The organism is Sphingomonas hankyongi (assembly GCF_023516575.1).
Classification (GTDB): Bacteria; Pseudomonadota; Alphaproteobacteria; order Sphingomonadales; family Sphingomonadaceae; genus Sphingomicrobium; species Sphingomicrobium hankyongi.
Window position 1 is genome coordinate 198,085 of sequence record NZ_JAMGBE010000003.1, and the last position, 22,265, is coordinate 220,349.

The following is a 22,265-nucleotide window of genomic DNA, read 5'->3' on the forward strand; positions in this document are numbered from 1 at the left end:
GTACCCCGTCTCTCTCTTTGCCAGCCGGTAAATTTGAGTTGATCCCCTACCATTGAACGCGCTCTGAATTTTCAGGAAAATCAGCGCTTCGCCGGCAGGCCCGGAATGGGCTAGGAAGACTTAAGATGTCAATAAGAAGGCTGCCGCCGGAGCTCATCAATCGCATCGCCGCCGGCGAGGTCGTGGAACGCCCCGCCAGCGCCCTCAAAGAGCTCGTCGAGAACTCGCTCGACGCAGGTGCGTCGCAGGTCTCCGTAAGGCTGTCGGCCGGTGGGCTGGAACTGATCGAGGTTGCCGACGACGGCTCTGGAATGGCCGCCGGCGACTTGCGCCTTGCTCTTGAGCGGCATGCTACATCCAAGCTGCCCGGCGATGCGATCGACCGTGTTGCGAGTTTCGGTTTTCGCGGTGAGGCGCTGCCCTCCATCGCTAGCGTCTCTCTTTTGACGATTGAGAGTCGAGTGAGCGGGGCCGACGGATGGCGCATCCAGATCGATCACGGCGAGTTCATGGGGGAAGGCCCGGCAGCGCTTCCACCCGGAACTCGCATCCGTGTCGAGCAATTGTTCGAGAAAGTGCCGGCCCGCCGGAAGTTCCTGCGCTCGCCGCGCGCCGAATATGCCGCCTGTCTCGACACGGTGAAGCGGCTGGCGATGGCACGAAGCGATGTGGCCTTCACGTTTGACCATGATGGCAGGAGGATCCTCACCCTTCAGCCTGCGGAGCCGCCCGCTCGCGTCGCCGAGTTGCTGAGCCACGAGCTCAATCGACATGGCGTAGGTATCGACTGCGAGCGTGAAGGGTTGCGCCTGACCGGTGTGATCAGCCTTCCGACCTTCAACCGCGGGGTGGCCGATCAGCAATATCTTTTCGTAAATAACAGGCCCGTGAAGGATCGGCTGCTCGTGGGCGCGCTCAGGGCTGCCTATCGCGACCTCATCGCACGGGACCGCCACCCCATCGCTGCGCTCTTCCTGGATGCCCCGCTCGATGAGGTCGACGTCAACGTCCACCCCGCCAAGACGGAAGTGCGATTCCGCGACCCGGCCTCCGTGCGCGGACTTATTGTCGGCGGACTTAGGCGCGCGCTCGACGGAGAGAGCCAGCGCAGCGCCGCCCGCGAACAGGTAGCCGCTGCCGTCAATTGGACAAGCGGCTCGACCGCGGACGCGACCCCGCAGCGGCGTCTGTGGAACGCGCCGAGATCGGCAATCTTACCGGAATCGGTTCGGGAGCAGGCTGCGGCGTTTGGCGATGTCCTTTTTGCTCCACAGGGGAGGGCAGAGGAAGCAGTCCAGGAAGTTCGGAGCTATCCACTGGGAGTGGCGCGCGGTCAGGTGGCGGCAACCTACATCGTTGCGGAGGCCGAGGATGGCCTTGTGATCGTCGACCAACATGCCGCGCATGAACGATTGGTCCTGGAACGTATGCGCGCCGCCCGAGAGGGAAGCGACATCAGTCGGCAAACAATGCTGATCCCCGAAGTCGTAGAACTCGAAGAACCGGATTGCGATCGGCTTGAGGCTGCTGCGGCCGAGCTGGAAGCGATGGGGCTCGATCTCGAGCGGTTCGGGCCTACCACCATGCTCGTTCGCGCGGTCCCCGCGGCTCTGGGCCATACGAACGCCAGCGCCCTTCTTTCTGACCTCGCTGGGGAGATAGCGGAGCTCGGAGGCGCCCTAAGCCTTCGCGACAAGCTCGATCATGTCGCTGCGACGATCGCATGCCACGGCTCCGTGAGAGCGGGGCGCGTCCTGTCAGTTGCCGAGATGAATGCTCTTCTCCGTGAAATGGAGGTCACCCCACGCTCAGGCCAGTGCAATCACGGGCGGCCGACATGGGTGAAGCTCGGTCACGGAGAGATCGAAAAATTGTTCGGCCGCAAGTAAGCCTGCGGCGATGCTCTACCTCATCGTCTTCCTTGGTGCAGGCATTGGCGGTGCCCTGCGTCATGGCGTCAACGTCGGCGCGGCGCGGCTCTTCGGCTACGGCTTTCCATTTGGCACCCTGATCGTGAATATTGCCGGCTCTTTCTTGATGGGAGTGCTGGCTGGTTATTTCCTCTTGAAGCCCGGCGTTCCCCAAGACGTGCGCCTCTTCCTGACGACAGGTGTTTTGGGAGGATTTACGACATTTTCCGCCTTCTCTCTCGATGCGGCGCTACTGATCGAGCGCAATGCATATGGTCTCGCGGCCGGCTATGTCGCCGGGTCGGTCGCCGCGAGCATCTTCGCATTGTTCGTGGGGCTCGCTCTCTTTAGGAGCGGCGGGCACCTGCCATGAATATCGACTTGATTCCCATCGGCGACGATCCGCCCAACAGCGTCAATGTCGTCATCGAAGTACCTGTCGGCGGCGAGCCGGTGAAATATGAGTTCGACAAGAAGTCGGGCGCCTTGTTTGTCGACCGCATCCTACACACTCCGATGCGCTATCCTGCTAATTACGGTTTCGTGCCCCACACGCTTTCGCCGGATGGCGATCCCATCGATGCGTTGGTGGTGGCGCGCACGCCCTTCATGCCGGGCTGTGTCGTTCGGGCCCGGCCAATCGGCGTCCTGAACCTCGAGGATGAGCATGGCGGCGATGAGAAGCTCATTTGCGTCCCGATCGACACCACTTTTCCTTACTATACGGATGTCGGAGAGCGGCATGACCTGCCCTCGATCGTGCTCCAGCAGATCGAGCATTTCTTCACCCACTATAAGGACCTGGAAGCGGACAAGTGGGTTCGGGTTGGGCGTTGGGGCGATGCGGAAGAGGCCAGGCGGGTGTTGGGCGAAGCAATAGAGCGCGCCAAGGGTGCAATCCCGGTCGCGAGCTAGTTGCGGACAACACAGTAGGGTTTTGTTAAAGGGCCTCCCGAAAGGATCGCGCCATGGCTACGCAGGATCGCATCTATTTCGCCCAGCGTGCCGCGGAGGAGCAGGAGCTGGCGCTCGCGGCCACCGATCCCGACGTCGCGCAGGCGCATCGCGATTTGCAGCGCGCTTATCTGGAAAAGGCGAGTGTCGGCGAAAGGCCGGAAGACCAGCACGACCAGGTGGGTTAGTCGTCGACCTGTCTGAGTTCCCGGAACGTTGCCTCGACGGCTGAGCGCTGCGCATCCGCCCGTGCTTGCTCCAGCCGGCGGTAGCCGCTTTCCTCCTCTTCTCTGAGTTGCGCAGCGAACCGACCGGCACGAACTTCTGTCAGGATCTCTGTCATGCGGGTGCGTACACTTGAGTCCACGATCCGGCGCCCGCCGAGAAAGGCACCCAGTTCCGCCGTATTGGAGATCGCTTCTCGCATCCCCGCGATTCCACGCGCCTCGATCAACTCTGCGATGAGCTTCAACTCGCCGACACATTCCAAATAAGCGACTTCGGGCCTCACTCCACCGGCCACCAGTGTCTCGAAGCCGGCGATCAGGATCTCCGGAACCGCTCCCCACACCACGGCTTGCTCGTTGAAAAGGTCGGCCTCCGCCTCCTCTGCGAAGCTGGATGGAATAAGGCCCGCACGACCGCATCCGATCGCTTGCCCATATGCGAGGGCAATCTCCCGGGCGTGCCCGCTGGCATCGCGCTCGACCGCCCAGAGCGCAATCATTCCTCTGCCGTCCTGGTATAGCGATCGCAGGGCGGTCCCGGGGCCCTTCGGAGCGACCAGGAACAGGTCGAGGTCGGCGCGGGGCTTCACGAATTCGAAGCGGACGGAAAGCCCGTGGCTGAAGCCAACAGCGGCTCCCGTTCGCAGATGGGGTTCGATCGCTCGATACAAGGCGCAGTGGATTTCATCGGGAGCGAGCATCATGGTGACGTCAGCGGAGGCGACTGCATCTTCGACGAGCGCGATGCTCAGTCCGGCAGCCTCTGCTTCGAACGCGCTCCCGGACCCGCCGCGGAGCCCAACAACTACGTCGATCCCGCTGTCTTTCAAGTTTAGGGCCTGTGCTCGGCCCTGATTGCCGTAACCGATGATGGCAACACGCTTCCCCGTCAGAGCGGAGGGGTCGATGTCGGCGTCGCGCAGCATCTCCATGGCTGTTTGACTAGGCGCTTGCGCCAAGCAGTTCCAGCGCGGCCGGCATTGCCGAAGGCTCCACGGGATCATTGAAGCGGGGCCATTCGGCCGGGGGTTGATGCGCGAACCAGGTATATTGCCGCTTGGCGTAACGGCGGGTCGCTTGTTGGCCCGCCGATACCGCTTCTTCCTTCGTAAGGGTCCCTGCGAGATATGCTTCAATCTCGCGCACGCCGATCGCTCTCATGATCGGCACATTGGGGTTGAGGTGTCGAGCAAGCAGCGCCTGGACTTCTTCAACTGCACCATTGCCGAACATGGATTCGAAGCGCTGGTCGCAACGTCGATAGAGCCATTCGCGAGGTGGCAGCAGGACCAGCGGCCGCAGGTCGACGTCGCGGCCAATGCCGCCCGTTCGCTCCGTCTGCCACTCGGCCAGGCTCCGGCCGGTCGACAGGATGACTTCGAGCGCGCGCGCGATGCGTGTGGTGTCGCTCGGGTGAAGCCGCTCGGCCGCCCGAGGATCGCGTTGCCGCAGCTCTTGGTGATTTTCGGTCACGCTTCGCTCGCGAACCGCGGCTCGTGTCTCGGCGTCTATTGGGGGGACCGGCGCGATACCTTCGAGCAGTGTCCGTAAGTAAAGCCCTGTCCCTCCGACGAGTACTGGGAGTCGCCCGGAAGCATGGACGTCTTCAATTTCGGCGCGCGCCAGCTTGGACCACTGCGCTGCCGAGCACCCTTCGGTGCCATCAAGCAGGCCGTACAAGCGGTGTTCTGCATGAGCCGTATCAGCCGGGGAGGGAGCTGCGCTCAGTATGGGAATCCCGGCATATATCTGCGCGCTGTCGGCATTGATGATCACGCCGTCGGTTCGCTCGGCAAGTGCAATCGCAAGTGCCGACTTGCCGCTCGCGGTCGGTCCCGCAATTAAGGCGACAGGAGGCTTGCGTTCAGAACTCATGGCGATTGCGACGCTGATAGCAGCAGGGCGGCTGGATGACAGGTTGATCGATCGCGCACTGGGTCTGCTGCGCGAAGTGGACCCTGGAGCAAGCTTTTCTCACTGGATCGACGAGGGCGACGCCGCCGACCTTTCCTTTGACGGTGACCTGCGGTCGGCGCGCTGGGCGCTGGAGACGATCGAGGCTGTCGACGTCATCGTCCAGCCGGATGAGCCGCGCTGGCGAAAGCTGCTGGTCGCTGACATGGATTCGACGGTCATCGACCAGGAATGCATCGACGAGCTGGCTGACTTCGCTGGTCTCAAGGATCGGGTGGCGCGCATCACGGACTCGGCCATGCGCGGCGATATCGACTTCGGGCGGGCATTGAGGGACCGGGTTCGCCTCCTTGCGGGCATCGATGAGCGCGAGGTGCGGCGTTGTCTCGACGAGCGCGTCGATGTGACCTCCGGCGCGCAAACCCTGGTTCAGACGATGCGGGCGGGCGGCGCGAGTTGCCTCTTGGTCTCGGGTGGATTTCTGTCTTTCGCCGAGCCGGTCGCGAGGACGGTAGGGTTTGACCGCGTCAAGGCGAACCGATTGATATTCGCGGGCGGGAAGCTCAGCGGAGAAGTCGGCGACCCCATCGTCGATGCGACTGCGAAGCGCGACGCGCTGGTAGATGCGCGTGAAGAACTCGGACTCCGCCATTCCGATGTGCTCGCGATCGGGGACGGTGCCAATGACAAGTTGATGATCGAGGAAGCTGGCCTCGGCGTTGCCGTCAAGGCAAAGTCAGCTCTCGTCGAGGTCGCCGATGCCGAGCTTAAGCATCATGGGCTCGATGCGTTGCTATGGGCGCAGGGTATCCGCCGCAGAGAATGGTTCCGGGCCTAGGCGATCATTGGGCGGCGACGGGGAAGCAGGCCTGCGGTCGTAGGCCGTTGCAAGCCGCCTGTGCGGCTGCGCGACTGATGTACGGCCCGACCTGAAGGCGGGTGACGGGCCCCGCGCTGACGTAAAATGGCTTTCGCCCCGCCAATGCACTGTTTCCCGAGACCTTACGGTACAAATCTTCGGCGGATGCACGCTTGGAAAAAGCTCCGAGCTGAATTCGCCAGGCGCCGGTCGCGGGGGACGCAGGAGACTGGACCGCTTTTTTCGCGGTCTCGGCTAGGGGCTTCGCTGATTCCACGGGCTCCCTCGGCGCTTTGCGGGCCGGGACCGGCTTTGCAGGGGCAGGAGGCGGCGCCTCCTTTGCCTTGGCCATCGCTATGGCAAGGCCCTTCTTCCGGACTTCGAGAGGCAGGACGCCGTCCATCTCCTCCAGGGTAGCCTTGGCAGCTCCTAGGCCCTGGGCCGCAGATCGGCTGACATAAGCATAGCCCAGTACGGGGTCGCGGGAGACGCCGTCACCGTTGAATAAGGCGGTCCCGTAGATGAGCAACGCTCTCGGCTCTCCTTGCTCGGCGGCCATTCGAAGCCACCTCAGGCCGCCAGCCTGATTGCCATTCTGGAATAGCAAAAGGCCCAGGGTCGTCTGCGCATCCAGGTGACCCTTGCGGGCGGCACGCTCGAACCAGGTCTGCGCCGCGCCGAGATTGACGGGCACTCCACGCCCGAGCCGATAGGCTTGCCCCAGATTGAACGCGGCGTCGGCGTCGCCTTTCTCTGCGAGGGGCCGCCAAATGGCTACCGCCGCGTCATAATCTGCTTTTTGCCATGCTTCGATCCCAGCTTTCAAAGATTGAGCCGAAGCCGGTGCGATCGCTGCCACAGTGGCGGCAAAAGCCAGCAACCAATTGTAACGCATGCCTAAATATACTCCGCACTCACCCTAACTAAGCCCTCTCGCATCGCAAACAGGGTCTTACCACTGTTAACCAGATTTTAGAGGCTTGAGTGTCACTTCGCTGCCTGAACTGGCGTCAGAAGGCGAGGGGAAAAGCATGCGCGTCTTGGCTTTGGCATCGCAGAAGGGCGGGTCCGGCAAAACGACTCTGTCCGGTCATCTTGCGGTGCAGGCGCAGCTGTCGGGAGCGGGTCCGGTCTGCCTGATCGATATCGACCCGCAGGGCAGCCTTGCCGATTGGTGGAACGAGCGCGAGGCAGACATGCCTGCGTTCGCCCAGACCACCGTTGCACGCTTGGCGTCCGACCTCGAGGTCCTTCGCCAACAAGGCTTCCGGCTTGCCGTTATCGATACGCCGCCGGCCATCACCATGGCGATCCAGAGCGTTATCGCCGTTGCAGAGCTGATCGTAATTCCGACGCGGCCGAGCCCGCACGATCTTCGCGCAGTCGGCGCAACCGTTGATCTCTGCGACCGTGCCGGCAAGCCGCTCATCTTTGTGGTCAATGCAGCAACTCCTAAAGCGAAGATCACCTACGAGGCGGCCGTTGCACTTTCGCAGCACGGAACCGTTGCTCCCGTCACGCTGCATCACCGCACCGACTTCGCGGCCTCGATGATCGATGGCCGAACGGTCATGGAAATCGATCCCTCGGGTCGCTCCGCCAAGGAAGTGACCGAGCTGTGGGACTACATTTCTGACCGGCTCGAGAAGAATTTCCGTCGCACTGTGTTCGCCGCGCCCGGTCAGGCGCCTGGCATCGGTGCTGCCAGTCCGCGTCCCGTCGGTGGTTTCGGCCGCCGAGTTGTCGGCCAGTAAGGAGCGCGAAGGTGGCCAGCGAAGCACCCAAGCCATTCGCCTCCCTCTCATCCGGCCTTCTTGCCCGCAAGGGCGCCGCGCGCCCGGCCATGAAGCCCCAGGGCTTTGGCCAGATGGGCGGTGGCAATCTCGAGGATCTCGGTTGGAACGACATGGGCTTCGAACCGCCGAAGCCGGTGGAGACTTCACGCGATGACTCTCACGACGCCTTCGGCGAAGACATAGTCGAGCATCCGCGGGCGGCCCACCCGACCGGCCTGACGCCGGTGCAGTCGCCTGTTCACACTCAGCAGGCTGAGATTGCGGATCGGCTCCTGCCCGATGAGACCGACGAGGAAACGGACGAGACTGCGGAGCTCTACGAGCCCGAGCCCGAGCCCGAGGTCGAGGTCGAGGACGTGGAGCCCGTTACCGTTCAATCCATTCCGGCCCAGCCTGCGCCGCGCCGCGCGCCAAAGCCGCGTTGTGCACCAGGTAGCAAGTCCAAGGCTGCATTCACTCTCCGTCTCGATCCGGACCGGCACCTCAAGCTGCGCCTCGCATGCGCAGTGGGCGGCCGCTCGGCGCAGCAGTTCGTCACTGATGCGCTCGATCAGCTGCTCGCCGGAATGCCGGAGCTCGAGGCCCTGGCTGAAAAGGCCAAACGCAAGGGGTAATAAGATGTCCAAGCCGTTCCGCTTCGCTTCCGCCGCATCATTCATTGTCCTCGCTGCCATGACTGCTGGATGCGCAACCCCGCAAAAGACTGGCATCCGTGAAGTGAAGCCGGTGGGTCAGATGGGCTATGCAACTCGCGCAATGGCGGCTCTCAGCGCCGACGACGCGGCAACGGCGATCGGATTTGCCGAACAGGCCGTCCAGCAATCGCCTCGCGACGCAGGCTTCCGCGCGCTTCTGGGCAATTGCTATTTCGCGGCCGGGCGTTTTGCCTCCGCCGAAGGCGCTTACAAGGATTCGCTTACGATCTACGAGAACCAGCCGAGGGTTATCCTGAAGCTGGTCCTGGTCCAGATTGCGCTCGGCAAGAACAGCGAAGCGATGTCCTTGCTGGAGACCGCGCGCCCGGATCTCGATGCCGCCGATTACGGACTTGCGCTGGCGCTGGCCGGACGAGTTCCCGAAGCGATTGAGGTCCTCGGACCTGCCGCGCGTGAGACCGGCGCCGACGGACGGGTGCGCCAGAACCTCGCGCTCGCTTATGCCTTTTCCGGTGATTGGATGACTGCTCGCACGATCGCGGCTCAGGACGTTCCAGCCGACAAGCTCGATCAGCGCATCCAGCAGTGGATGCAGCTCGCCAACCCGACGAAAAGCTCGGACCAGGTCGCCGCCCTGACTGGCGTCACGCCGGTTGCGCTGGATCCCGGCCAGCCCGTGCGGCTCGCCCTGAACCCAACTGCGGCCACGACCCAGGTCGCGCAGGCTGAAGCACCTGCTCCAACGCCTGCGCAGGCTGTCGACGTTCAGCCACAGCCGCAATTCGCCGCCGCACAGCCGCCGGCACCGGGGTCGCAAGTGGCTGAAGCCGCGCCGCCTCCACCGCCAGCGCGGTTCTACGAAAGCGAGCCAGCGACGCGGCCGGAGCGTGCACCGGTGACAGTCTCCATGGCTGCCGCAGCGGCCCCCGAGGCCCCTGCGGCCTTCGCGGCGTTCGCGCCGACAGTCATGAAGGCAAAACCCGTTCCGGCCAAGGTCCGCCGCGCCTCCGCGCCGGTCCGGAAGCCGAGCACGGTGCAAAAGGGCCGTTCCAACGCGGTGGTCCAGCTCGGCGCTTATAAGTCGCCGGAATATGTCGCCGCTGCCTGGAACACGCTGACCAAGCGCTATCCTGCCCTTCGCGAATATCTGCCCGTCCGCGCCCGCTTTGACTCGCCGAAGGGGACGTTCTGGCGCCTCTCGATCCAGGGCTTCAATAGCCGGCGGGAGGCGGTTGCACGGTGCGAGCTGCTGCAAAGTCGTGGCGGTAATTGCTTCGTTCGTGAGGTCGCGGGCGACGCGCCGGTACAAATCGCCTCGCGCTAAGCGAGCAAAAGCTCCAGGCAAGCAATTCGAACGGCGACGCCCATCGCCACCTGAAGCGTGATCAGCGAGCGCTGCGGATCGTCAGCGACCACGTCGGCAATCTCCACGCCACGATTGATCGGGCCGGGGTGCATCACGACGGCTTGAGGTGCCGCGCTCGCGAGCCGTTCCGCCGTCAGCCCGTAGTTCTGGAGGAATTCTCCGGGGGCATCGCCGAACTCTTGATCAAGGCGTTCACGCTGAACCCGCAGCATCATGGCGACGTCCGCGTCCTTGATCGCCTGATCGACCGAGAGGCGTGGAATCCCGTCAGGCATCAGCTCAGGCGGTCCAGCGAGCCGGACTTCCGAGCCCAGGCGCGACAGCAGCTTTGCATTCGAGCGCGCGACGCGGCTGTGCTTGATGTCGCCGCAGATCGCTACCTTCAGCCCTTCGATCCGTCCGAAGTGGTGGCGGATGGTTGCAGCATCCAGCAGCGCCTGCGTCGGATGTTCGTTCGTGCCGTCGCCCGCATTGATGACGGGGGCGTCGACCAGTGAGGCGACTGTCGCTGGCGCACCATTTTCCCGATGGCGGATGACGATGGCGTCCGGATTCATCGCATTGAGCGTTCGCGCGGTGTCTTCCAGCGTCTCGCCTTTATTCACCGAGGACTGTTCCACGGGCATCGTGACCGGAGATGCGCCCAGGCGATGCGCTGCCGTCGCGAACGACATCAAGGTTCGGGTCGAATTCTCATAGAATAGATTGAAGACGACCCGGCCTTCCCGGCCGCCGATCGTGTTTCCCGGCCGCTTGTGAACGGCAAGAGCGCGATCGAGGATTCGCTCGATCTGCTGGTCGCTTAGGCTGTCGATGGAGATCAGGTCCACGAGCGTGGGGCCTAACCGCGGTTCGCCAGATTGGCTAGCGCATCTATTGCCCCCTGGAGGATATGGGCGGCGGCGAGCGCGTCGACTTTCTCGGCGCGCTTGGCCCGACTAACGTCGGCATCGATCATCGCCCGCTCGACGGCCTGCGTGGACCAGCGCTCATCCCATAGGAGGATCGGGACATTCAGCGGAGCGAGGTTACGGGCGAATGCGCGGACAGACTGCGTTCGCGGGCTGTCGCTGCCATCCATGTTGAGAGGTAGCCCGACGACTAAGCCGGCGATCTGCTCGCGACTTACCAAGTTCTTCACCTGTTCCATGTCCTTGGTGAATTTCGTTCGACGGATCGTTTCCGCAGGCCCGGCGAAATGCCATCCTGCGTCGCAGATCGCGACGCCGATGGTTTTGGTGCCCACGTCCAGGCCCGCAAGCTTTCCATGGGGTACAGCGGCGGCAAACGCGGCGGCGTTCGGCGTGATCACCGCTGCCACGCGACGCGTCTTCGTTCAGCATCACGCCGGATGGCGCCCCAAAAGAGCGCGTAATCGTAAACGTGATAGTTGTTGCCCGGGAGGACGAACGTCCCCAGCGCCGGGATGTCGCCCTCGATCAACAGCAATCCCTTGTCACACCGCGCGCCGACCCTGCCGGGCGAGATGGCCGCCGACATCAGGTCACCGGTGGGCACGAGCGTCCCCGGGTTGGCCTCGGGCGGAGCTGCCCCATTGGTCGTTCCCGTGAGTGGGTTCACGCACAATATGTCTTCGCGCCTGCGGTCGACGCCCGTCGCGCCTTTGGTCTTTTGCCATTGATCGAGGATCAGGTCCGGGTTCGCCGGATCGCCGAAGCTCATCCACGACAGAATGCAACCGGCCTGATCGGCTGAACTGCAAGCCGGAAAGCCGAGAGTCGGAAGGTCGGCGGTCGTGCTGATCGGCCATCCCACGACATAAGCCGCGACCAGCCGGCCGTTTAGCTGCGTCCCGCGCTCCTTCAGAAGACGCATGAGGTGCAGCGCGCCCTGGCTGTGTGCGGCGAGAATGATCGGCTCGTCGGCCGGCATCTGGCTCAGGAAATAATCGAAGGCATTGCGAACGTCTTGGTACGCAAGGTCGAGAGCTTTTTGGGCATCTTCGCTGCTCAGCAGGAAAGCGCCGTACGCCGCCTGACGGTAACGGGGCGCCCAAACCTCACCCGCTGCGTTGAATGCGCTCGATTGGCTTTGCACGAAAAGGCGGGTTCGGAATCGGGTCTGGCCGCCGGCATCTAGCGGCGCGTTCCATCGATCGCGTTCCAGATAGGTCGTCGGATGAACGTAAAAGATTGATGCGTTGCCGACCGGAGCAGCGGCCATTCCGTCCGGAAGCCAGAGCGAGGGGTTAGCCGCCATGCCCGGCTTGGCGACCCAGCTGGCCTGTTGGCTGTAATTTGGCCCGCTTCCGATGGCCGGCTGCTCAAACCGTCCCTGGGGGGTTGCCTGCTTGAGCAGCACGTTTCCTCCGAACTGAAAAATAGCGAAGCCCGCGGCAACGACGACGAGTGTCAGCACGAAGATGATTACGAGGAAACGGCGCGCGCACATTAACGCGGCCCTATTCGGCGCCTTGCTCGCTAGCAAGCGAGGTCCGTCAGGGCCTCAGATCGTCCACGGGGTTTGTCCGGATAGCTAGGAACCCTCGAAAATCGCCAGAAATGCCTGTCTGCCGAACCGGCCGACCATCGAGGGAGCGGGCTATGGAATATGGCATCATTGGTTGGATCGTAGTGGGTTTGATCGCGGGTATTCTCGCCAAGTGGATCATGCCGGGCGACGATCCGGGGGGAATCATCGTGACCATATTGATCGGCATCGCCGGCGGCCTGCTCGGCGGGTTCATCGCAAGTCAGATGGGCCTTGGCGGCGGCAACATCATGAACATCGTCATCGCCACGGCAGGCGCGATCGTGTTGCTGATCCTCTATCGGGTGGTCAGGGGAGGTCGCCGCGTTTAGCGGCCCGCCTTCTTCAGACTGAGGGCTATCGAGCGGGCGCGACGCACGTCGTCGCCCGTTTCGAAACTTAGTTCCTGAAGTAAGATCCGTTCGCAGATCTCGAGAAGCTCCGCCGCGAGTTGCTCGATCGAGCTTTCTTGACTTCGGACGTGGGCTGCGGGCTCGCCGACCTCCTGGGCGCCTGCGCTCATCCCAGCGCGCCGCAGCGACCGCGTCCGGACATTGTCGGCACGCGGCACCCACGCGCCCACGTCTACGGGCCCATCGAACCGAATGCCGCGTAACTCACCGTTTTCCCACGCAACCTCGCCATCCACCGCGAGGCTGCCCCGCCGAAGCCGTGCCCTTTGACGTTCGCCCGGCAAATCCGGGCCTTCCAACAGCGCGCCCATGGGGGAAATGTTTCGTATGCGAACGGTGAATGACTGTGATGCACTTTGGAGCGTGGCCGCCAGGAAAACATTCGAACGTTCATCGAGACGCGGGTCATCGTGTCGGACTTTTTTCGAATGCACCGAATAAACCTCTGCCTGTGCCAAGGCAGGGTAATCCACGGACGTTCGGTTGAGCCGCAATTACTTGATCCAGATCGGAGCAGTTTGTTTTCCGCGACGGCTCTGCGCTGGGTCGCTCACGCCTCTCGGACAACGTCGAACGCTACTGACGTTCGGATTCCGGTCTTCTCCAGTGGAACAGTCCAATGGGTGTAGAACGAAGGCATCAGAACGAGCAGCCCAGCCTTAGGCCTCACCTCGCGATACCCCCAGTCGTCCTTTGAGCCGCCGACGTTCTTCGGCGGTCCAATGACCAGTTCTCCGCCCCTGCCTTCGATCTTTCGCGGATAGAAAACGCCGGTTGCCCAGCCTTCCCCGTGGATGTGCGGGATGTTGTACCCTTCACCGCGGGAGATCAGGCCCCACGCCTTGATCTGCATCTCATCTGAAACGAGGTGAGCGAACGGATGATCGGAGGACTGCCAGCGCCTCAGATAGTCCCTCGTGTGAGTGGTTATCTCCGCGATCAAAGCTTGAGCGGCGGGGTGCTCGGCCTTCGACAGGCCGCTGAGCATGCGCATGTTGCGGACCGATTGAACGGCCTCCTGCTCCTCGGCGCGGTCTTCCATTTCCAGGAGCATCCGGTCCACATCTCTGGCCAGTGAACGATCGAGCGATACGAGCTCGAATAGCTGACCCGGCGCCATGACGCGTGCGTGCCGCTCCATTTGTCCCGAATTGGCGAGCGCCTGCAGATATTTGTGGATCATCCGCGAGTTGATGAGTCCGCGTTCGAACAAGGCTTCATACTCCCGGGCAGCATCCTCGGGCTTGGCGCCCAGAAAGCTGCCTGCACGCGTCGCAAGGTCTCCGCTATACTTTACGGCAAGCGCCCTCAGACGCTCAGCCTCCTCAAACCGACCGGCCTCGTCCAGCATGCCCGCGTGCAGACCGGCAGGCGCGTCGGGCAGATAGTCGCCGCGCAGACAGCGTTCGTACAACTTGAAGCCATGCTCGACGTCGCCCCGGGCGATGGCGGCGAATGCCGCATTCGGATTGGCTGGCTCTCGCACGGGACACTTCTGGCGCGCGTGCAGGCGACGGGCAAGCGTCCGGCTTGCCGCCCTTCGGCCCCGTCGCTATCCGCCCTGCCATGTCCGTTTCTCCCGAACAGGTGCGTCATATCGCCAAGCTCGCGCGCATCGCCATGAGCAATGCCGAGCTTGAGCGGCTGGTGCCCGAGCTCAATAATATCCTCGGTTGGGTCGAACAGCTGGCCGAAGTCGACACGGGCGGCGTCGAGCCGTTGACCGCAGTGATCGACCAGAAGTTGAGGCTGCGCGCAGATGCCATCACGGATGGCGATTGCCGCGAAGCCATCCTCGCCAACGCACCGGATGCGGAGCACGGCTTCTTCGCGGTGCCCAAGGTAATCGAATGAGTGAGCTGACGTCCAAGACTATCGCGGAACTCCGCGACGGGTTCCGTTCAGGGGATTTCACGGCTCGCGAGATCGCCGAGACCTACAACGCTGCTGTGGCCGCGGCGAAGACGCTCAATGCCTATACGGTGGAGACTCCCGAGGACGCGCTCGCTGCCGCGCAGGCCGCCGACGAAGCGCGAGGTAACGGCGATCCGGGGGCACTCGCCGGCATTCCCCTCGGCATCAAGGACCTTTTCGCGACCCGAGGCGTCGACAGCACCGCGGGCAGCAACATCCTAAAGGGATTCAAGCCGACCTACGAAAGCACCGTCACTGCAAACCTGCGCAAGGCTGGCGCGGGCATGTTGGGCAAGCTCAACATGGACGAGTTTGCGATGGGCTCTTCGAACGAGACGAGCGCCTATGGGCCGGTCCTCAGCCCATGGCGCAGGAAGGGCAGTAACGTGGGCCTTACGCCGGGCGGGAGCTCTGGCGGGTCCGCGGCTGCCGTTGCGGCGGATATCGCGCCTGGCGTCACCGGTACGGACACCGGCGGATCGATCCGCCAGCCGGCGGCCTTCGTCGGGATCTGCGGGATCAAGCCTACTTACGGCCGCTGCTCACGCTGGGGCGTCGTCGCCTTCGCAAGCTCCCTCGACCAGGCAGGGCCAATGGCGAAGACCGTTCGCGACTGCGCGATCCTGCTCGAGGCAATGGCCGGCTTCGATCCTAAGGACTCCACTTCACTCGATCTTCCGGTGCCTCAGTGGGAAGCGAACTTATCCAGTAATCTCAACGGTAAGCGGGTTGGAATTCCCAAGGAATATCGGATCGACGGAGTCCCCGCGGAGATCAACGCCTTGTGGGATCAGGGCATCGAATGGCTGAAGGATGCTGGCGCGACGCCCGTTGAGATCAGCCTTCCCCACACGAAATATGCGTTGCCGACCTACTATATCATCGCCCCAGCTGAAGCTTCGTCGAACCTCGCTCGTTATGACGGGGTCCGCTACGGCATGCGTGCGGCGGTCGAGGGTGGGCTGGACGACATGTATGGCGCCACGCGGGCAGGGGGTTTCGGTGCCGAGGTCAAGCGCCGCATTATGATCGGCACCTATGTCCTCTCGGCCGGCTTCTACGACGCCTATTTTACCAAGGCGCAGAAGGTGCGAGCGCTGATCAAGCAGGACTTCCGCAACGCGTTCCAGCAATGCGACGTGATCCTGACGCCCACGGCTCCGTCGGCGGCATTCGGCATTGGCGAGACCACCGACCCGCTTGCCATGTATTTGAACGATGTGTTCGCCGTGCCCGCGAGCCTCGCCGGGCTTCCTGCGATGAGCGTTCCTGGCGGGCTCGACGGTCAGGGGCTTCCGCTGGGGCTGCACCTGATCGGCAATGAGCTCGACGAGCAGATGGTGTTGAACGCGGGCCTCGCGATCGAGGAGCGCGCCGGGTTCACGGCACGACCGGAGAAGTGGTGGTGATGGCTGACTCAACGGCGCCTTATCGCGTCAAGGGCGATACCGGCGAGTGGGAAGTCGTGGTCGGACTCGAGGTCCACGCACAGATCACCGCGAGCAAGGCCAAGATGTTCAGCGGTGCGGCAACGGCCTTCGGAGCCGAACCTAACACGCAGGTGAGCCTGGTCGACGCGGCGATGCCTGGGATGCTTCCGGTGCCAAACCAGGAGTGCATCCGCCAGGCGGTCCGGACGGGCATGGCACTCGATGCGGTGATCAACCGCTGGAGCCGGTTCGACCGCAAAAACTACTTCTACGCCGACCTTCCGCAGGGATATCAGATCAGCCAGCTCTATCATCCTTTGGTGGGTCCTGGCGAAGTCGAGATCCTGCTCGACGACAAGGACGAAAATAGCGTCAAGCAGATCGGCATTGAGCGCATCCACGTCGAGCAGGACGCGGGCAAGCTGATGCACGACCAGCATCCGACCAAGAGCTATGTCGACCTCAACCGATGCGGGGTCGCGTTGATGGAGATCGTGTCGCGTCCGGACATGCGTTCTCCGGCGGAAGCAGGAGCTTACCTCCGGAAGTTGCGTGCCATCCTGCGCTATGTCGGCAGCTGCGACGGTAATATGGAAGAAGGGTCGATGCGTGCGGACGTCAACGTCAGCGTGCGCAAGCCCGGCGGCGAATTCGGCACGCGCACCGAGACCAAGAACGTCAACTCCGTGCGTTTCGTGATGGCGGTGATCGAGCATGAGGCGAAGCGCCAGGTCGAGTTGATCGAAGAGGGTGGCGAGGTGGCGCAGGAAACGCGGCTTTACGATCCCGACAAGAATGTCACGCGCTCACTTCGATCAAAGGAGGATGCGCACGATTATCGGTACTTCCCCGATCCCGACCTGTTGCCGCTGGAACTGGACGAAGCCTTCCTCGAAGAATGCAGATCGAGCCTTCCCGAGCTGCCCGACGCCAAGCGCAAGCGGTACGAGGGTCTCGGCATCACTCCGTACAACGCCGGCGTGCTGACTGCTGAGGTCGAGACTGCGCGTTGGTTCGACGCGCTTCTCGATGCGGGGGCCGAACCCAGGCAAGGAGCGAATTGGGTCGTTGCGGAGCTTTTCGGCGCGCTGAATCGCCGCAACGAGACATTGGCGACGACCGGCATTTCGCCCGTGGAAGCGGCAGAACTGCTCAAGCTCGTGGCCGATGGGACGATCAGCGGGACGCTCGCTAAGCAGGTATTCGAGATCATGCTCGAGACGGGCGACGCTCCTTCCAGGATCGTCGAGGAGCGCGGCCTCAAGCAGACCAGCGATACTGGCGCGATCGATGCCGAGATCGATAAGATTCTCGCGGCCAATGCGGACAAGGTCGCCGAGTACAAGGGAGGCAAGCCGCAGCTTTTCGGTTTCTTCGTCGGGCAGACGATGAAGGCCATGCAGGGCAAGGCCAATCCGCAGGTGGTGAACGAACGGCTGCGCGCGAAACTGGACTGACACAGTTCGTCCGCATACGCATGGGATGATGCGTAAACTTGTCCTGGCCGCGGCGGCGGCGTTCATCCCGACCGTCGCGTGGGCTCAGTCTGTGGCCCAACCTGTTTCGGCTACAGCGCCAAAGCTGACGATCGTCATTTCCGTCGATCAGCTTTCCGCCGACCTGTGGAACGAATACCGTCCACAATTCGCCGGCGGGTTCGCTCGCCTCGCATCGGGGACTGTCTTTCGCAACGGGTATCAGAGTCACGCGGGCACGGAGACCTGCCCCGGACATGCGACGATCCTCACGGGCGTCCGTTCCGGACGCGCGGGAATTCCGATCAACAACTGGTTCGATTTCACTGTCAGCCGTGCTGACAAGGCCGTCTATTGTGCCGAGGACGAGACAGTGCCCGGCTCATCGTCCGATGCTTACACCGTGTCAGCCAGGCATCTTAAAGTGCCGACGCTCGGCGAGTATCTCAAAGCAGCAATGCCTGGCAGCCGTAGCGTCGCCGTCGCCGGCAAGGACCGCGCCGCTGTAATGATGGGCGGACACAACGTCGATCAGCGCTGGTTCTTCAAGGCGAAGATGTTCCAGACCGACCTTCAAGATGTTGCCGTCCCTGCAAGCGTGGCTCGGGCGAATGCAGCGGTTTCGGCGCAGATCGCCCGTGCGCAGCCCGGACTCGAACCGCCGCCGTTCTGCGCATCCAAGGCAAAAAGCTATGTTCTCGGCGGCCGGCCAGACTCACTGAAGGGTGAACCTCGCACCGTCGGCTTGGGCCGCTTCGATCGCGCAGCCGGCGACGCCAATGCCTTTTCCAATTCGCCCGAATATGATGGCGCCGTGCTTGCTCTCGCCGCTGCTCTCATCGGCGAGATGCAACTGGGGCGCGGCCCTTCGCCGGATCTCCTGTCGATCGGCCTCTCCGCGACGGATTATGTCGGCCACCGCTTCGGGACGGAAGGTCAGGAGATGTGCCTGCAGCTTCTGTCGCTCGATCGCGACCTCGGGGATTTCTTTGGTGTCCTGGACCGCAGCGGCATCGATTATGCCGTGGCTCTGACCGCGGATCATGGGAGCTTCGACATACCGGAGCGCGCGAAGGAGCGCTTGGCCGACGCCGCTTACGTCGACGTCGCCCTAGACGCCTCAGATGTGGGCAAGGCGATAGGAGACAAACTCGGCATCAAGGGCCCGGTTCTTTTTGGCGAATGGGCCGGCGACATCTGGATAAATGGGGCGCTGAGCCCAGCGGATCGCAGGCGGGTGATGGACGAAGCGCTTCGCATCTACCGCGCGCATCCGCAAGTCGAGGCGGTGTTCACCAAGGACGAGATCGCGCGGACGCCTGTCCCGGTCGTGAGCCCTGACAAATGGACCCTCGTTCAGCGCGCAAGGGCATCCTTCGATCCACAACGCTCGGGAGATCTCTGGGTGGTCCTGAAGGAGCATGTGTCGCCATATCCGTCGACTCCTGCGTTGGCATCGACCCACGGCACTCCTTGGGATCACGATCGTCGCGTTCCGATTGTCTTCTGGCGGGCGGGTATGAGCGGAAGTCTCCGCGAAGAGGCTGTCGAGACTGTCGACATCATGCCCACGCTGGCGGCGATGCTGGGACTTCGGATCACGTCCGAAAAAATCGACGGACATTGTCTTCCTGACAGCGGGCTGATTTCTTGTCCCCCGCGCTAAGAGCTTCAAAACACGTCTTTTATTTTCGGCTTTAATCTGGCGTTCAGCAGAGCGGGCGCAGTGAAATCCTGGGGAAGGGCGTGGTATGACGCCCTCTGGAGGTTTTCAGATGCGGAAGTGGGGTGTTGCCCTTGCGCTAGGGCTGAGCGTGCCGATGAGCGCGTGCGTGCAGATGAAGCAATATGCGGATGTGCAGTTCACTCCGCCTCAGGGTGATTACAAGCTGCTAGTGCTTCGTCCGGATGTCGAAGTGAGCTCGCTCACGACCGGCGGTATGCCGGAGCCTCGGGCCGATTGGACCGATCAGGCCCGCACCAATATCATCAACGCGGTTCGGGCCCAGCAGGGCACCAAGGGCGGTAAGGTCAGGATCCTCGACCGGCGGAACCAGCTGGAGGGCGTAGGCGAACAGGAAGTCGCCGAGGTCGAACGTCTCTTCTACGCTGTCGGGCAATCCATCGTCCTTCACAAATATCTGGGCGAATATCTGCCTACCAAGCGCGGCAAGGGGCTCGACTGGACGCTCGGTGAAGACGCGGTTCGGCTCGGTCAGAAGACCGGCTACGATTATGCCCTGTTCATGCATGCGGAAGACGAGGTCGCCTCGACCGGTCGCGTTGCGCTTGGCGTGCTTGGCATTGCCGGGTGCTTCGTTGGCTTCTGCGCTCCGAACATCGGCGGCGCGAGCCAGCTCGATTATGCCGGACTCGTCGACCTGAAGACCGGAGAGGTGGTCTGGTTCAACGTCGTTCTCGCGAAGAGCGAAGTCCCGGGCATCGATTTCGGCGATCTGCGCAGCGAGAAGGGCGCGGAACAGATGGTCGATCGGCTGCTCGGCCGGATGAAGCCGGGCCAGGACGTTGGCAAGGGCCACGTGATGAGCGGTGACCAGGGGGAGACGCACTGATGCGCTCGCGGTGCTCGCAGTTGAGCCGCCGCTCTTTGCTCGTCGGTGGCGGGGTCGCCGCAGCGTCGCTCGCAACCGGTGTTGCCCAGGCGCGCGTTCGACCGGCGGACATGGTTCCGCTCGTCGGCAAGGGTTTCAAGCCGACTGAGCGTGACGAGCAGGGCATCTGGCAGTTGATGGATCGTGCCGAGGAGGAAATCTCCGGATCCAACCTTCTGATCCAGGATCCCAAGCTGACGGGCTATCTGCGCGATCTCATCGGCAAGGTCGGTGGGCCTGCCGCGCGGGACTTTCGCATCTACCTGGCGCACGTTCCCGAATTCAACGCGATGATGTTCCCGACCGGCTTTGCGGTGGTGTTCACGGGCCTGCTGCTACGAATGCGCAATGAGGCTCAGCTGGCGGGCGTGATCGCGCACGAATCGGGTCACTTCCTCCGCCGGCACATGATTCGCAGCTGGCGCGACCAGCGGCGCAAAACGGACCTGCTTGCGATCGGGTCGATGCTTGCGGGCGTCGGCGGCGCGGCAGGCGGTGTCTACCTCGGCAATTATGTGCAGCTAGCGCAGCTCGGCACGATCCTGTCGCTGTTCGCTTACAGTCGCGGAATGGAAGCGGAAGCGGACGCAATGGGCGCCAGGCTTATTGCAGAGGCCGGCTACCAGCCAATGGAAATGGCGAATGTCTGGGCCCAGCTGATCGGGGAAGACCGAGCGAGCGCCCGCTACCGTCGAAAGAGCCGCCGCCACGGCTCGCTGTTCGATACGCACCCGTCAGAGGACTCGCGCCTAGCGGATCTCAGGATCTCTGCAACCGAAGTGACGCAGCCTGGGCGCCGGTACGAGATTGGCCGGGAGCATTACCTCGCGACGATCGGCGACATACGCCCCACGCTCCTCGAGGATCAGGTCAAGCTCAACGATCCCGGGGCGAGCCAGTACATCATCAACACGCTCGCGCAGGATGGTTGGAACGGACTTCTCCGCTTCTACGAAGGCGAGATCTGGCGGCTCAGGAACCGTCCCGGGGACGAAGACCGCGCGGCTCAGAGCTATGCGGCGGCCGTCGTCTACCCGGATGCGCCCGCGGACGCCTTCCGCTGGCACGGGATCGAGCTTTTGAAGGCGGGTCGGACCGCCGAGGCGAAAGCAGCTTTCTCGCGCTACCTGACGATGAAGCCGAACGCTCCCGACGCCGCCTGGGTGCGGCAGATGGCCGGCTGAGGGGAATGACCATGAAGACTTTGGTGAAAGCGAGCCTCGCTGCGGCGGCAACGATCGGCCTGTCTGCCTGTTCGACGCTCGGAGAGGACAGCGGCTACGGTATCAGTAGCTACACGCCTATCCAGGTGAAGCGCGTGTCGGTGGGCGATGGCAAGCTGTCTGTCGCTCCGCCGCGTCCATGGAATCGGCAGCGGGCCCAATATTTCTACGATGTCGCGGCGGTCGAGGACTGGACGCTCAACGGGCCCTATCTCGACGGGATCAGCTTCGTCAGCGGCCTGAAGAACAACAAGACGCTGCTTTACCAACGCCGCAGCGACAATCAGCAGGTCCCGCCGTTCCGCTCGAACATGACTCCGCCGGAAATTGCCTCGATGCTCGAGAGCCTGTTCCGCGTGAAGGGCGGGGCGCTCGAATATCATACGCTCTCGCTCCAGCCGCGGCAGTTCCTCGGCTATCCCGGCTTCCAGTACGACTATGAGCATCTCGACGGCGACGAGCTGTGGCGCAAGGGCCGCGTCGTTGGCGCAGTGATCGACGGCCGGCTTTACATGATCCTCGTGGACGCGGCGCGTTCGCACTATTTCAACGACGTGCTGCCGGACTTCGAAGCGATCGTCGGTTCCGCCAGGCTGCGGCGGGGCTAGCCGACCGGAGAAATAGGGGTCGTCGGCGGATCTGTCCCCGGCGTCGACGGCGACGGCACGTCGACGTCAGGCCCCTGCGGCGGCGTTTCCTGGGGTGCCGGCGTCGGCTGACCTGGCTGCGAGGGTTCGATCGGTTCCGGATTGCTCGGCGTGTCAGGGAAGGGCGGCAATTGCTGCATCGATAATTTCTCCTCGCATGGGCAACGGCTTGCGATTGAAAGAGTTGCAGCCCTGCGGCTTGCCCGGCGGCCGATCCTTGCTATAGGCCCGCTTGCGGTTCTCGCCTGTCCGTTGGATAGGCGTGTGCGCCGCAATTTTGCGGCCGCGCGCGCGTGGCGGAACTGGTAGACGCGCTGGATTTAGGTTCCAGTATCGCAAGATGTGGGGGTTCGAGTCCCTCCGCGCGCACCATCTCCGC

Annotated in this window: 24 protein-coding genes and 1 tRNA gene; 17 read left to right on the top strand and 8 right to left on the bottom strand. The window is 63.1% G+C overall.

Annotated elements, in window-relative coordinates; translation table 11 throughout:
• The first annotated feature begins 125 nt into the window (after nucleotides 1-125).
• The 4 genes from mutL to LZ538_RS09445 are packed head-to-tail and all read left to right on the top strand — an operon-like array spanning nucleotide 126 to nucleotide 3,052.
• The gene (mutL, locus tag LZ538_RS09430; RefSeq protein WP_249831770.1) at nucleotides 126-1,889 is read left to right on the top strand and encodes a DNA mismatch repair endonuclease MutL; all 1,764 of its coding nucleotides are present in this window, start codon (nucleotides 126-128) and stop codon (nucleotides 1,887-1,889) included.
• 10 nt (nucleotides 1,890-1,899) lie between these two features.
• Nucleotides 1,900-2,283, top strand: coding sequence for a fluoride efflux transporter CrcB (gene crcB, locus LZ538_RS09435; RefSeq protein WP_249831771.1), 384 nt, complete (start codon nucleotides 1,900-1,902; stop codon nucleotides 2,281-2,283).
• A complete protein-coding gene (gene ppa, locus LZ538_RS09440; protein ID WP_249831772.1) occupies nucleotides 2,280-2,825 on the top strand; it encodes an inorganic diphosphatase in 546 nt (181 codons plus the stop codon). Before crcB ends, ppa begins: the two co-directional genes overlap by 4 nt.
• Nucleotides 2,826-2,878: 53 nt before the next feature.
• Nucleotides 2,879-3,052 carry a hypothetical protein gene (locus tag LZ538_RS09445; RefSeq protein ID WP_249831773.1) on the top strand — a complete coding sequence of 58 codons (174 nt, stop codon included), beginning with the start codon at nucleotides 2,879-2,881 and terminating at the stop codon, nucleotides 3,050-3,052.
• Here the strand turns inward: LZ538_RS09445 and ilvC are convergent.
• On the bottom strand, nucleotides 3,049-4,017 hold the full coding sequence (gene ilvC / locus LZ538_RS09450; RefSeq protein ID WP_249831774.1) for a ketol-acid reductoisomerase: 969 nt from the start codon (nucleotides 4,015-4,017) through the stop codon (nucleotides 3,049-3,051). The two genes, LZ538_RS09445 and ilvC, sit on opposite strands and share 4 nt — an antisense overlap.
• A gap of 16 nt (nucleotides 4,018-4,033) precedes the next feature.
• Entirely contained in the window at nucleotides 4,034-4,966 is a 933-nt protein-coding gene (gene miaA / locus LZ538_RS09455; RefSeq protein ID WP_249831775.1) for a tRNA (adenosine(37)-N6)-dimethylallyltransferase MiaA, read from the bottom strand.
• Here miaA and serB point away from each other — a divergent pair.
• Complete coding sequence (gene serB, locus LZ538_RS09460) at nucleotides 4,950-5,843, top strand: phosphoserine phosphatase SerB (protein ID WP_347402762.1); 894 nt, start codon at nucleotides 4,950-4,952, stop codon at nucleotides 5,841-5,843. The two genes, miaA and serB, sit on opposite strands and share 17 nt — an antisense overlap.
• A 4-nt stretch (nucleotides 5,844-5,847) precedes the next feature.
• Here serB and LZ538_RS09465 read toward each other — a convergent pair whose 3' ends face one another.
• Nucleotides 5,848-6,759, bottom strand: a complete 912-nt coding sequence (locus LZ538_RS09465; RefSeq protein WP_249831776.1) for an SPOR domain-containing protein — start codon at nucleotides 6,757-6,759, stop codon at nucleotides 5,848-5,850.
• 136 nt (nucleotides 6,760-6,895) lie between these two features.
• Between LZ538_RS09465 and LZ538_RS09470 the strand changes: the two genes are divergently transcribed.
• Genes LZ538_RS09470 through LZ538_RS09480 form a run of 3 tightly spaced genes read left to right on the top strand, consistent with a single transcriptional unit; the run spans nucleotide 6,896 to nucleotide 9,640 of the window.
• Nucleotides 6,896-7,618 (top strand): ParA family protein, encoded by a 723-nt coding sequence (locus LZ538_RS09470; protein WP_249831777.1) that lies wholly within the window; start codon nucleotides 6,896-6,898, stop codon nucleotides 7,616-7,618.
• Nucleotides 7,619-7,629: 11 nt separating this feature from the next.
• Nucleotides 7,630-8,274 carry a hypothetical protein gene (locus LZ538_RS09475; protein ID WP_249831778.1) on the top strand — a complete coding sequence of 215 codons (645 nt, stop codon included), beginning with the start codon at nucleotides 7,630-7,632 and terminating at the stop codon, nucleotides 8,272-8,274.
• A 4-nt stretch (nucleotides 8,275-8,278) separates the two neighbouring features.
• Entirely contained in the window at nucleotides 8,279-9,640 is a 1,362-nt protein-coding gene (locus LZ538_RS09480; RefSeq protein ID WP_249831779.1) for an SPOR domain-containing protein, read from the top strand.
• On the opposite strand, the gene LZ538_RS09485 is transcribed toward LZ538_RS09480, so the two are convergent.
• From LZ538_RS09485 to LZ538_RS09495, 3 genes are read right to left on the bottom strand one after another with little or no spacing between them, the layout of a single operon-like run.
• Nucleotides 9,637-10,512, bottom strand: a complete 876-nt coding sequence (locus LZ538_RS09485) for an aspartate carbamoyltransferase catalytic subunit (protein ID WP_249831780.1) — start codon at nucleotides 10,510-10,512, stop codon at nucleotides 9,637-9,639. The genes LZ538_RS09480 and LZ538_RS09485 overlap by 4 nt on opposite strands.
• An 11-nt stretch (nucleotides 10,513-10,523) precedes the next feature.
• Nucleotides 10,524-10,994: a Holliday junction resolvase RuvX gene (gene ruvX, locus LZ538_RS09490; RefSeq protein ID WP_249832199.1), complete on the bottom strand. Its 471-nt coding sequence runs from the start codon at nucleotides 10,992-10,994 to the stop codon at nucleotides 10,524-10,526.
• Nucleotides 10,991-12,094, bottom strand: coding sequence for a DUF3089 domain-containing protein (locus LZ538_RS09495; protein ID WP_249831781.1), 1,104 nt, complete (start codon nucleotides 12,092-12,094; stop codon nucleotides 10,991-10,993). The genes ruvX and LZ538_RS09495 overlap by 4 nt, the downstream gene beginning before the upstream one ends.
• Nucleotides 12,095-12,246: 152 nt before the next feature.
• Here LZ538_RS09495 and LZ538_RS09500 point away from each other — a divergent pair, with 152 nt between their 5' ends.
• On the top strand, nucleotides 12,247-12,504 hold the full coding sequence (locus tag LZ538_RS09500; protein WP_249831782.1) for a GlsB/YeaQ/YmgE family stress response membrane protein: 258 nt from the start codon (nucleotides 12,247-12,249) through the stop codon (nucleotides 12,502-12,504).
• Here LZ538_RS09500 and LZ538_RS09505 read toward each other — a convergent pair.
• A complete protein-coding gene (locus tag LZ538_RS09505; RefSeq protein WP_249831783.1) occupies nucleotides 12,501-13,058 on the bottom strand; it encodes a PilZ domain-containing protein in 558 nt (185 codons plus the stop codon). The two genes, LZ538_RS09500 and LZ538_RS09505, sit on opposite strands and share 4 nt — an antisense overlap.
• A gap of 77 nt (nucleotides 13,059-13,135) precedes the next feature.
• Complete coding sequence (locus LZ538_RS13380; RefSeq protein WP_249831784.1) at nucleotides 13,136-14,071, bottom strand: putative 2OG-Fe(II) oxygenase; 936 nt, start codon at nucleotides 14,069-14,071, stop codon at nucleotides 13,136-13,138.
• A gap of 80 nt (nucleotides 14,072-14,151) precedes the next feature.
• Here LZ538_RS13380 and gatC point away from each other — a divergent pair, with 80 nt between their 5' ends.
• The 8 genes from gatC (at nucleotide 14,152) to LZ538_RS09550 (ending at nucleotide 22,258) form a co-directional block, all read left to right on the top strand.
• Nucleotides 14,152-14,439 (top strand): Asp-tRNA(Asn)/Glu-tRNA(Gln) amidotransferase subunit GatC, encoded by a 288-nt coding sequence (gene gatC / locus LZ538_RS09515; protein WP_249831785.1) that lies wholly within the window; start codon nucleotides 14,152-14,154, stop codon nucleotides 14,437-14,439.
• Nucleotides 14,436-15,908, top strand: coding sequence for an Asp-tRNA(Asn)/Glu-tRNA(Gln) amidotransferase subunit GatA (gatA, locus tag LZ538_RS09520; RefSeq protein ID WP_249831786.1), 1,473 nt, complete (start codon nucleotides 14,436-14,438; stop codon nucleotides 15,906-15,908). The genes gatC and gatA overlap by 4 nt, the downstream gene beginning before the upstream one ends.
• Nucleotides 15,908-17,386, top strand: coding sequence for an Asp-tRNA(Asn)/Glu-tRNA(Gln) amidotransferase subunit GatB (gene gatB / locus LZ538_RS09525; protein WP_249831787.1), 1,479 nt, complete (start codon nucleotides 15,908-15,910; stop codon nucleotides 17,384-17,386). Before gatA ends, gatB begins: the two co-directional genes overlap by 1 nt.
• Before the next feature lie 28 nt (nucleotides 17,387-17,414).
• A complete protein-coding gene (locus LZ538_RS09530; protein WP_249831788.1) occupies nucleotides 17,415-19,070 on the top strand; it encodes an alkaline phosphatase family protein in 1,656 nt (551 codons plus the stop codon).
• A 109-nt stretch (nucleotides 19,071-19,179) separates the two neighbouring features.
• Complete coding sequence (locus tag LZ538_RS09535) at nucleotides 19,180-19,977, top strand: hypothetical protein (RefSeq protein ID WP_249831789.1); 798 nt, start codon at nucleotides 19,180-19,182, stop codon at nucleotides 19,975-19,977.
• Nucleotides 19,977-21,200 carry a M48 family metalloprotease gene (locus LZ538_RS09540; protein ID WP_249831790.1) on the top strand — a complete coding sequence of 408 codons (1,224 nt, stop codon included), beginning with the start codon at nucleotides 19,977-19,979 and terminating at the stop codon, nucleotides 21,198-21,200. Before LZ538_RS09535 ends, LZ538_RS09540 begins: the two co-directional genes overlap by 1 nt.
• 11 nt (nucleotides 21,201-21,211) lie before the next feature.
• On the top strand, nucleotides 21,212-21,847 hold the full coding sequence (locus LZ538_RS09545) for a hypothetical protein (protein ID WP_249831791.1): 636 nt from the start codon (nucleotides 21,212-21,214) through the stop codon (nucleotides 21,845-21,847).
• A gap of 326 nt (nucleotides 21,848-22,173) precedes the next feature.
• A tRNA-Leu gene (locus LZ538_RS09550) sits at nucleotides 22,174-22,258 on the top strand.
• The last annotated feature ends 7 nt before the right edge of the window (nucleotides 22,259-22,265 follow it).

Bases quoted from the DNA above. Each gene is read 5' to 3' on its own strand.
- mutL (WP_249831770.1), top strand. From the start codon at position 126: ATGTCAATAAGAAGGCTGCCGCCGGAGCTCATCAATCGCATCGCCGCC.
- crcB (WP_249831771.1), top strand. From the start codon at position 1,900: ATGCTCTACCTCATCGTCTTCCTTGGTGCAGGCATTGGCGGTGCCCTG.
- ppa (WP_249831772.1), top strand. From the start codon at position 2,280: ATGAATATCGACTTGATTCCCATCGGCGACGATCCGCCCAACAGCGTC.
- LZ538_RS09445 (WP_249831773.1), top strand. From the start codon at position 2,879: ATGGCTACGCAGGATCGCATCTATTTCGCCCAGCGTGCCGCGGAGGAG.
- ilvC (WP_249831774.1), bottom strand. From the start codon at position 4,017: ATGCTGCGCGACGCCGACATCGACCCCTCCGCTCTGACGGGGAAGCGT.
- miaA (WP_249831775.1), bottom strand. From the start codon at position 4,966: ATGAGTTCTGAACGCAAGCCTCCTGTCGCCTTAATTGCGGGACCGACC.
- LZ538_RS09465 (WP_249831776.1), bottom strand. From the start codon at position 6,759: ATGCGTTACAATTGGTTGCTGGCTTTTGCCGCCACTGTGGCAGCGATC.
- LZ538_RS09470 (WP_249831777.1), top strand. From the start codon at position 6,896: ATGCGCGTCTTGGCTTTGGCATCGCAGAAGGGCGGGTCCGGCAAAACG.
- LZ538_RS09480 (WP_249831779.1), top strand. From the start codon at position 8,279: ATGTCCAAGCCGTTCCGCTTCGCTTCCGCCGCATCATTCATTGTCCTC.
- LZ538_RS09495 (WP_249831781.1), bottom strand. From the start codon at position 12,094: ATGTGCGCGCGCCGTTTCCTCGTAATCATCTTCGTGCTGACACTCGTC.
- LZ538_RS09500 (WP_249831782.1), top strand. From the start codon at position 12,247: ATGGAATATGGCATCATTGGTTGGATCGTAGTGGGTTTGATCGCGGGT.
- gatC (WP_249831785.1), top strand. From the start codon at position 14,152: ATGTCCGTTTCTCCCGAACAGGTGCGTCATATCGCCAAGCTCGCGCGC.
- gatA (WP_249831786.1), top strand. From the start codon at position 14,436: ATGAGTGAGCTGACGTCCAAGACTATCGCGGAACTCCGCGACGGGTTC.
- gatB (WP_249831787.1), top strand. From the start codon at position 15,908: ATGGCTGACTCAACGGCGCCTTATCGCGTCAAGGGCGATACCGGCGAG.
- LZ538_RS09530 (WP_249831788.1), top strand. From the start codon at position 17,415: ATGCGTAAACTTGTCCTGGCCGCGGCGGCGGCGTTCATCCCGACCGTC.
- LZ538_RS09535 (WP_249831789.1), top strand. From the start codon at position 19,180: ATGCGGAAGTGGGGTGTTGCCCTTGCGCTAGGGCTGAGCGTGCCGATG.
- LZ538_RS09540 (WP_249831790.1), top strand. From the start codon at position 19,977: ATGCGCTCGCGGTGCTCGCAGTTGAGCCGCCGCTCTTTGCTCGTCGGT.
- LZ538_RS09545 (WP_249831791.1), top strand. From the start codon at position 21,212: ATGAAGACTTTGGTGAAAGCGAGCCTCGCTGCGGCGGCAACGATCGGC.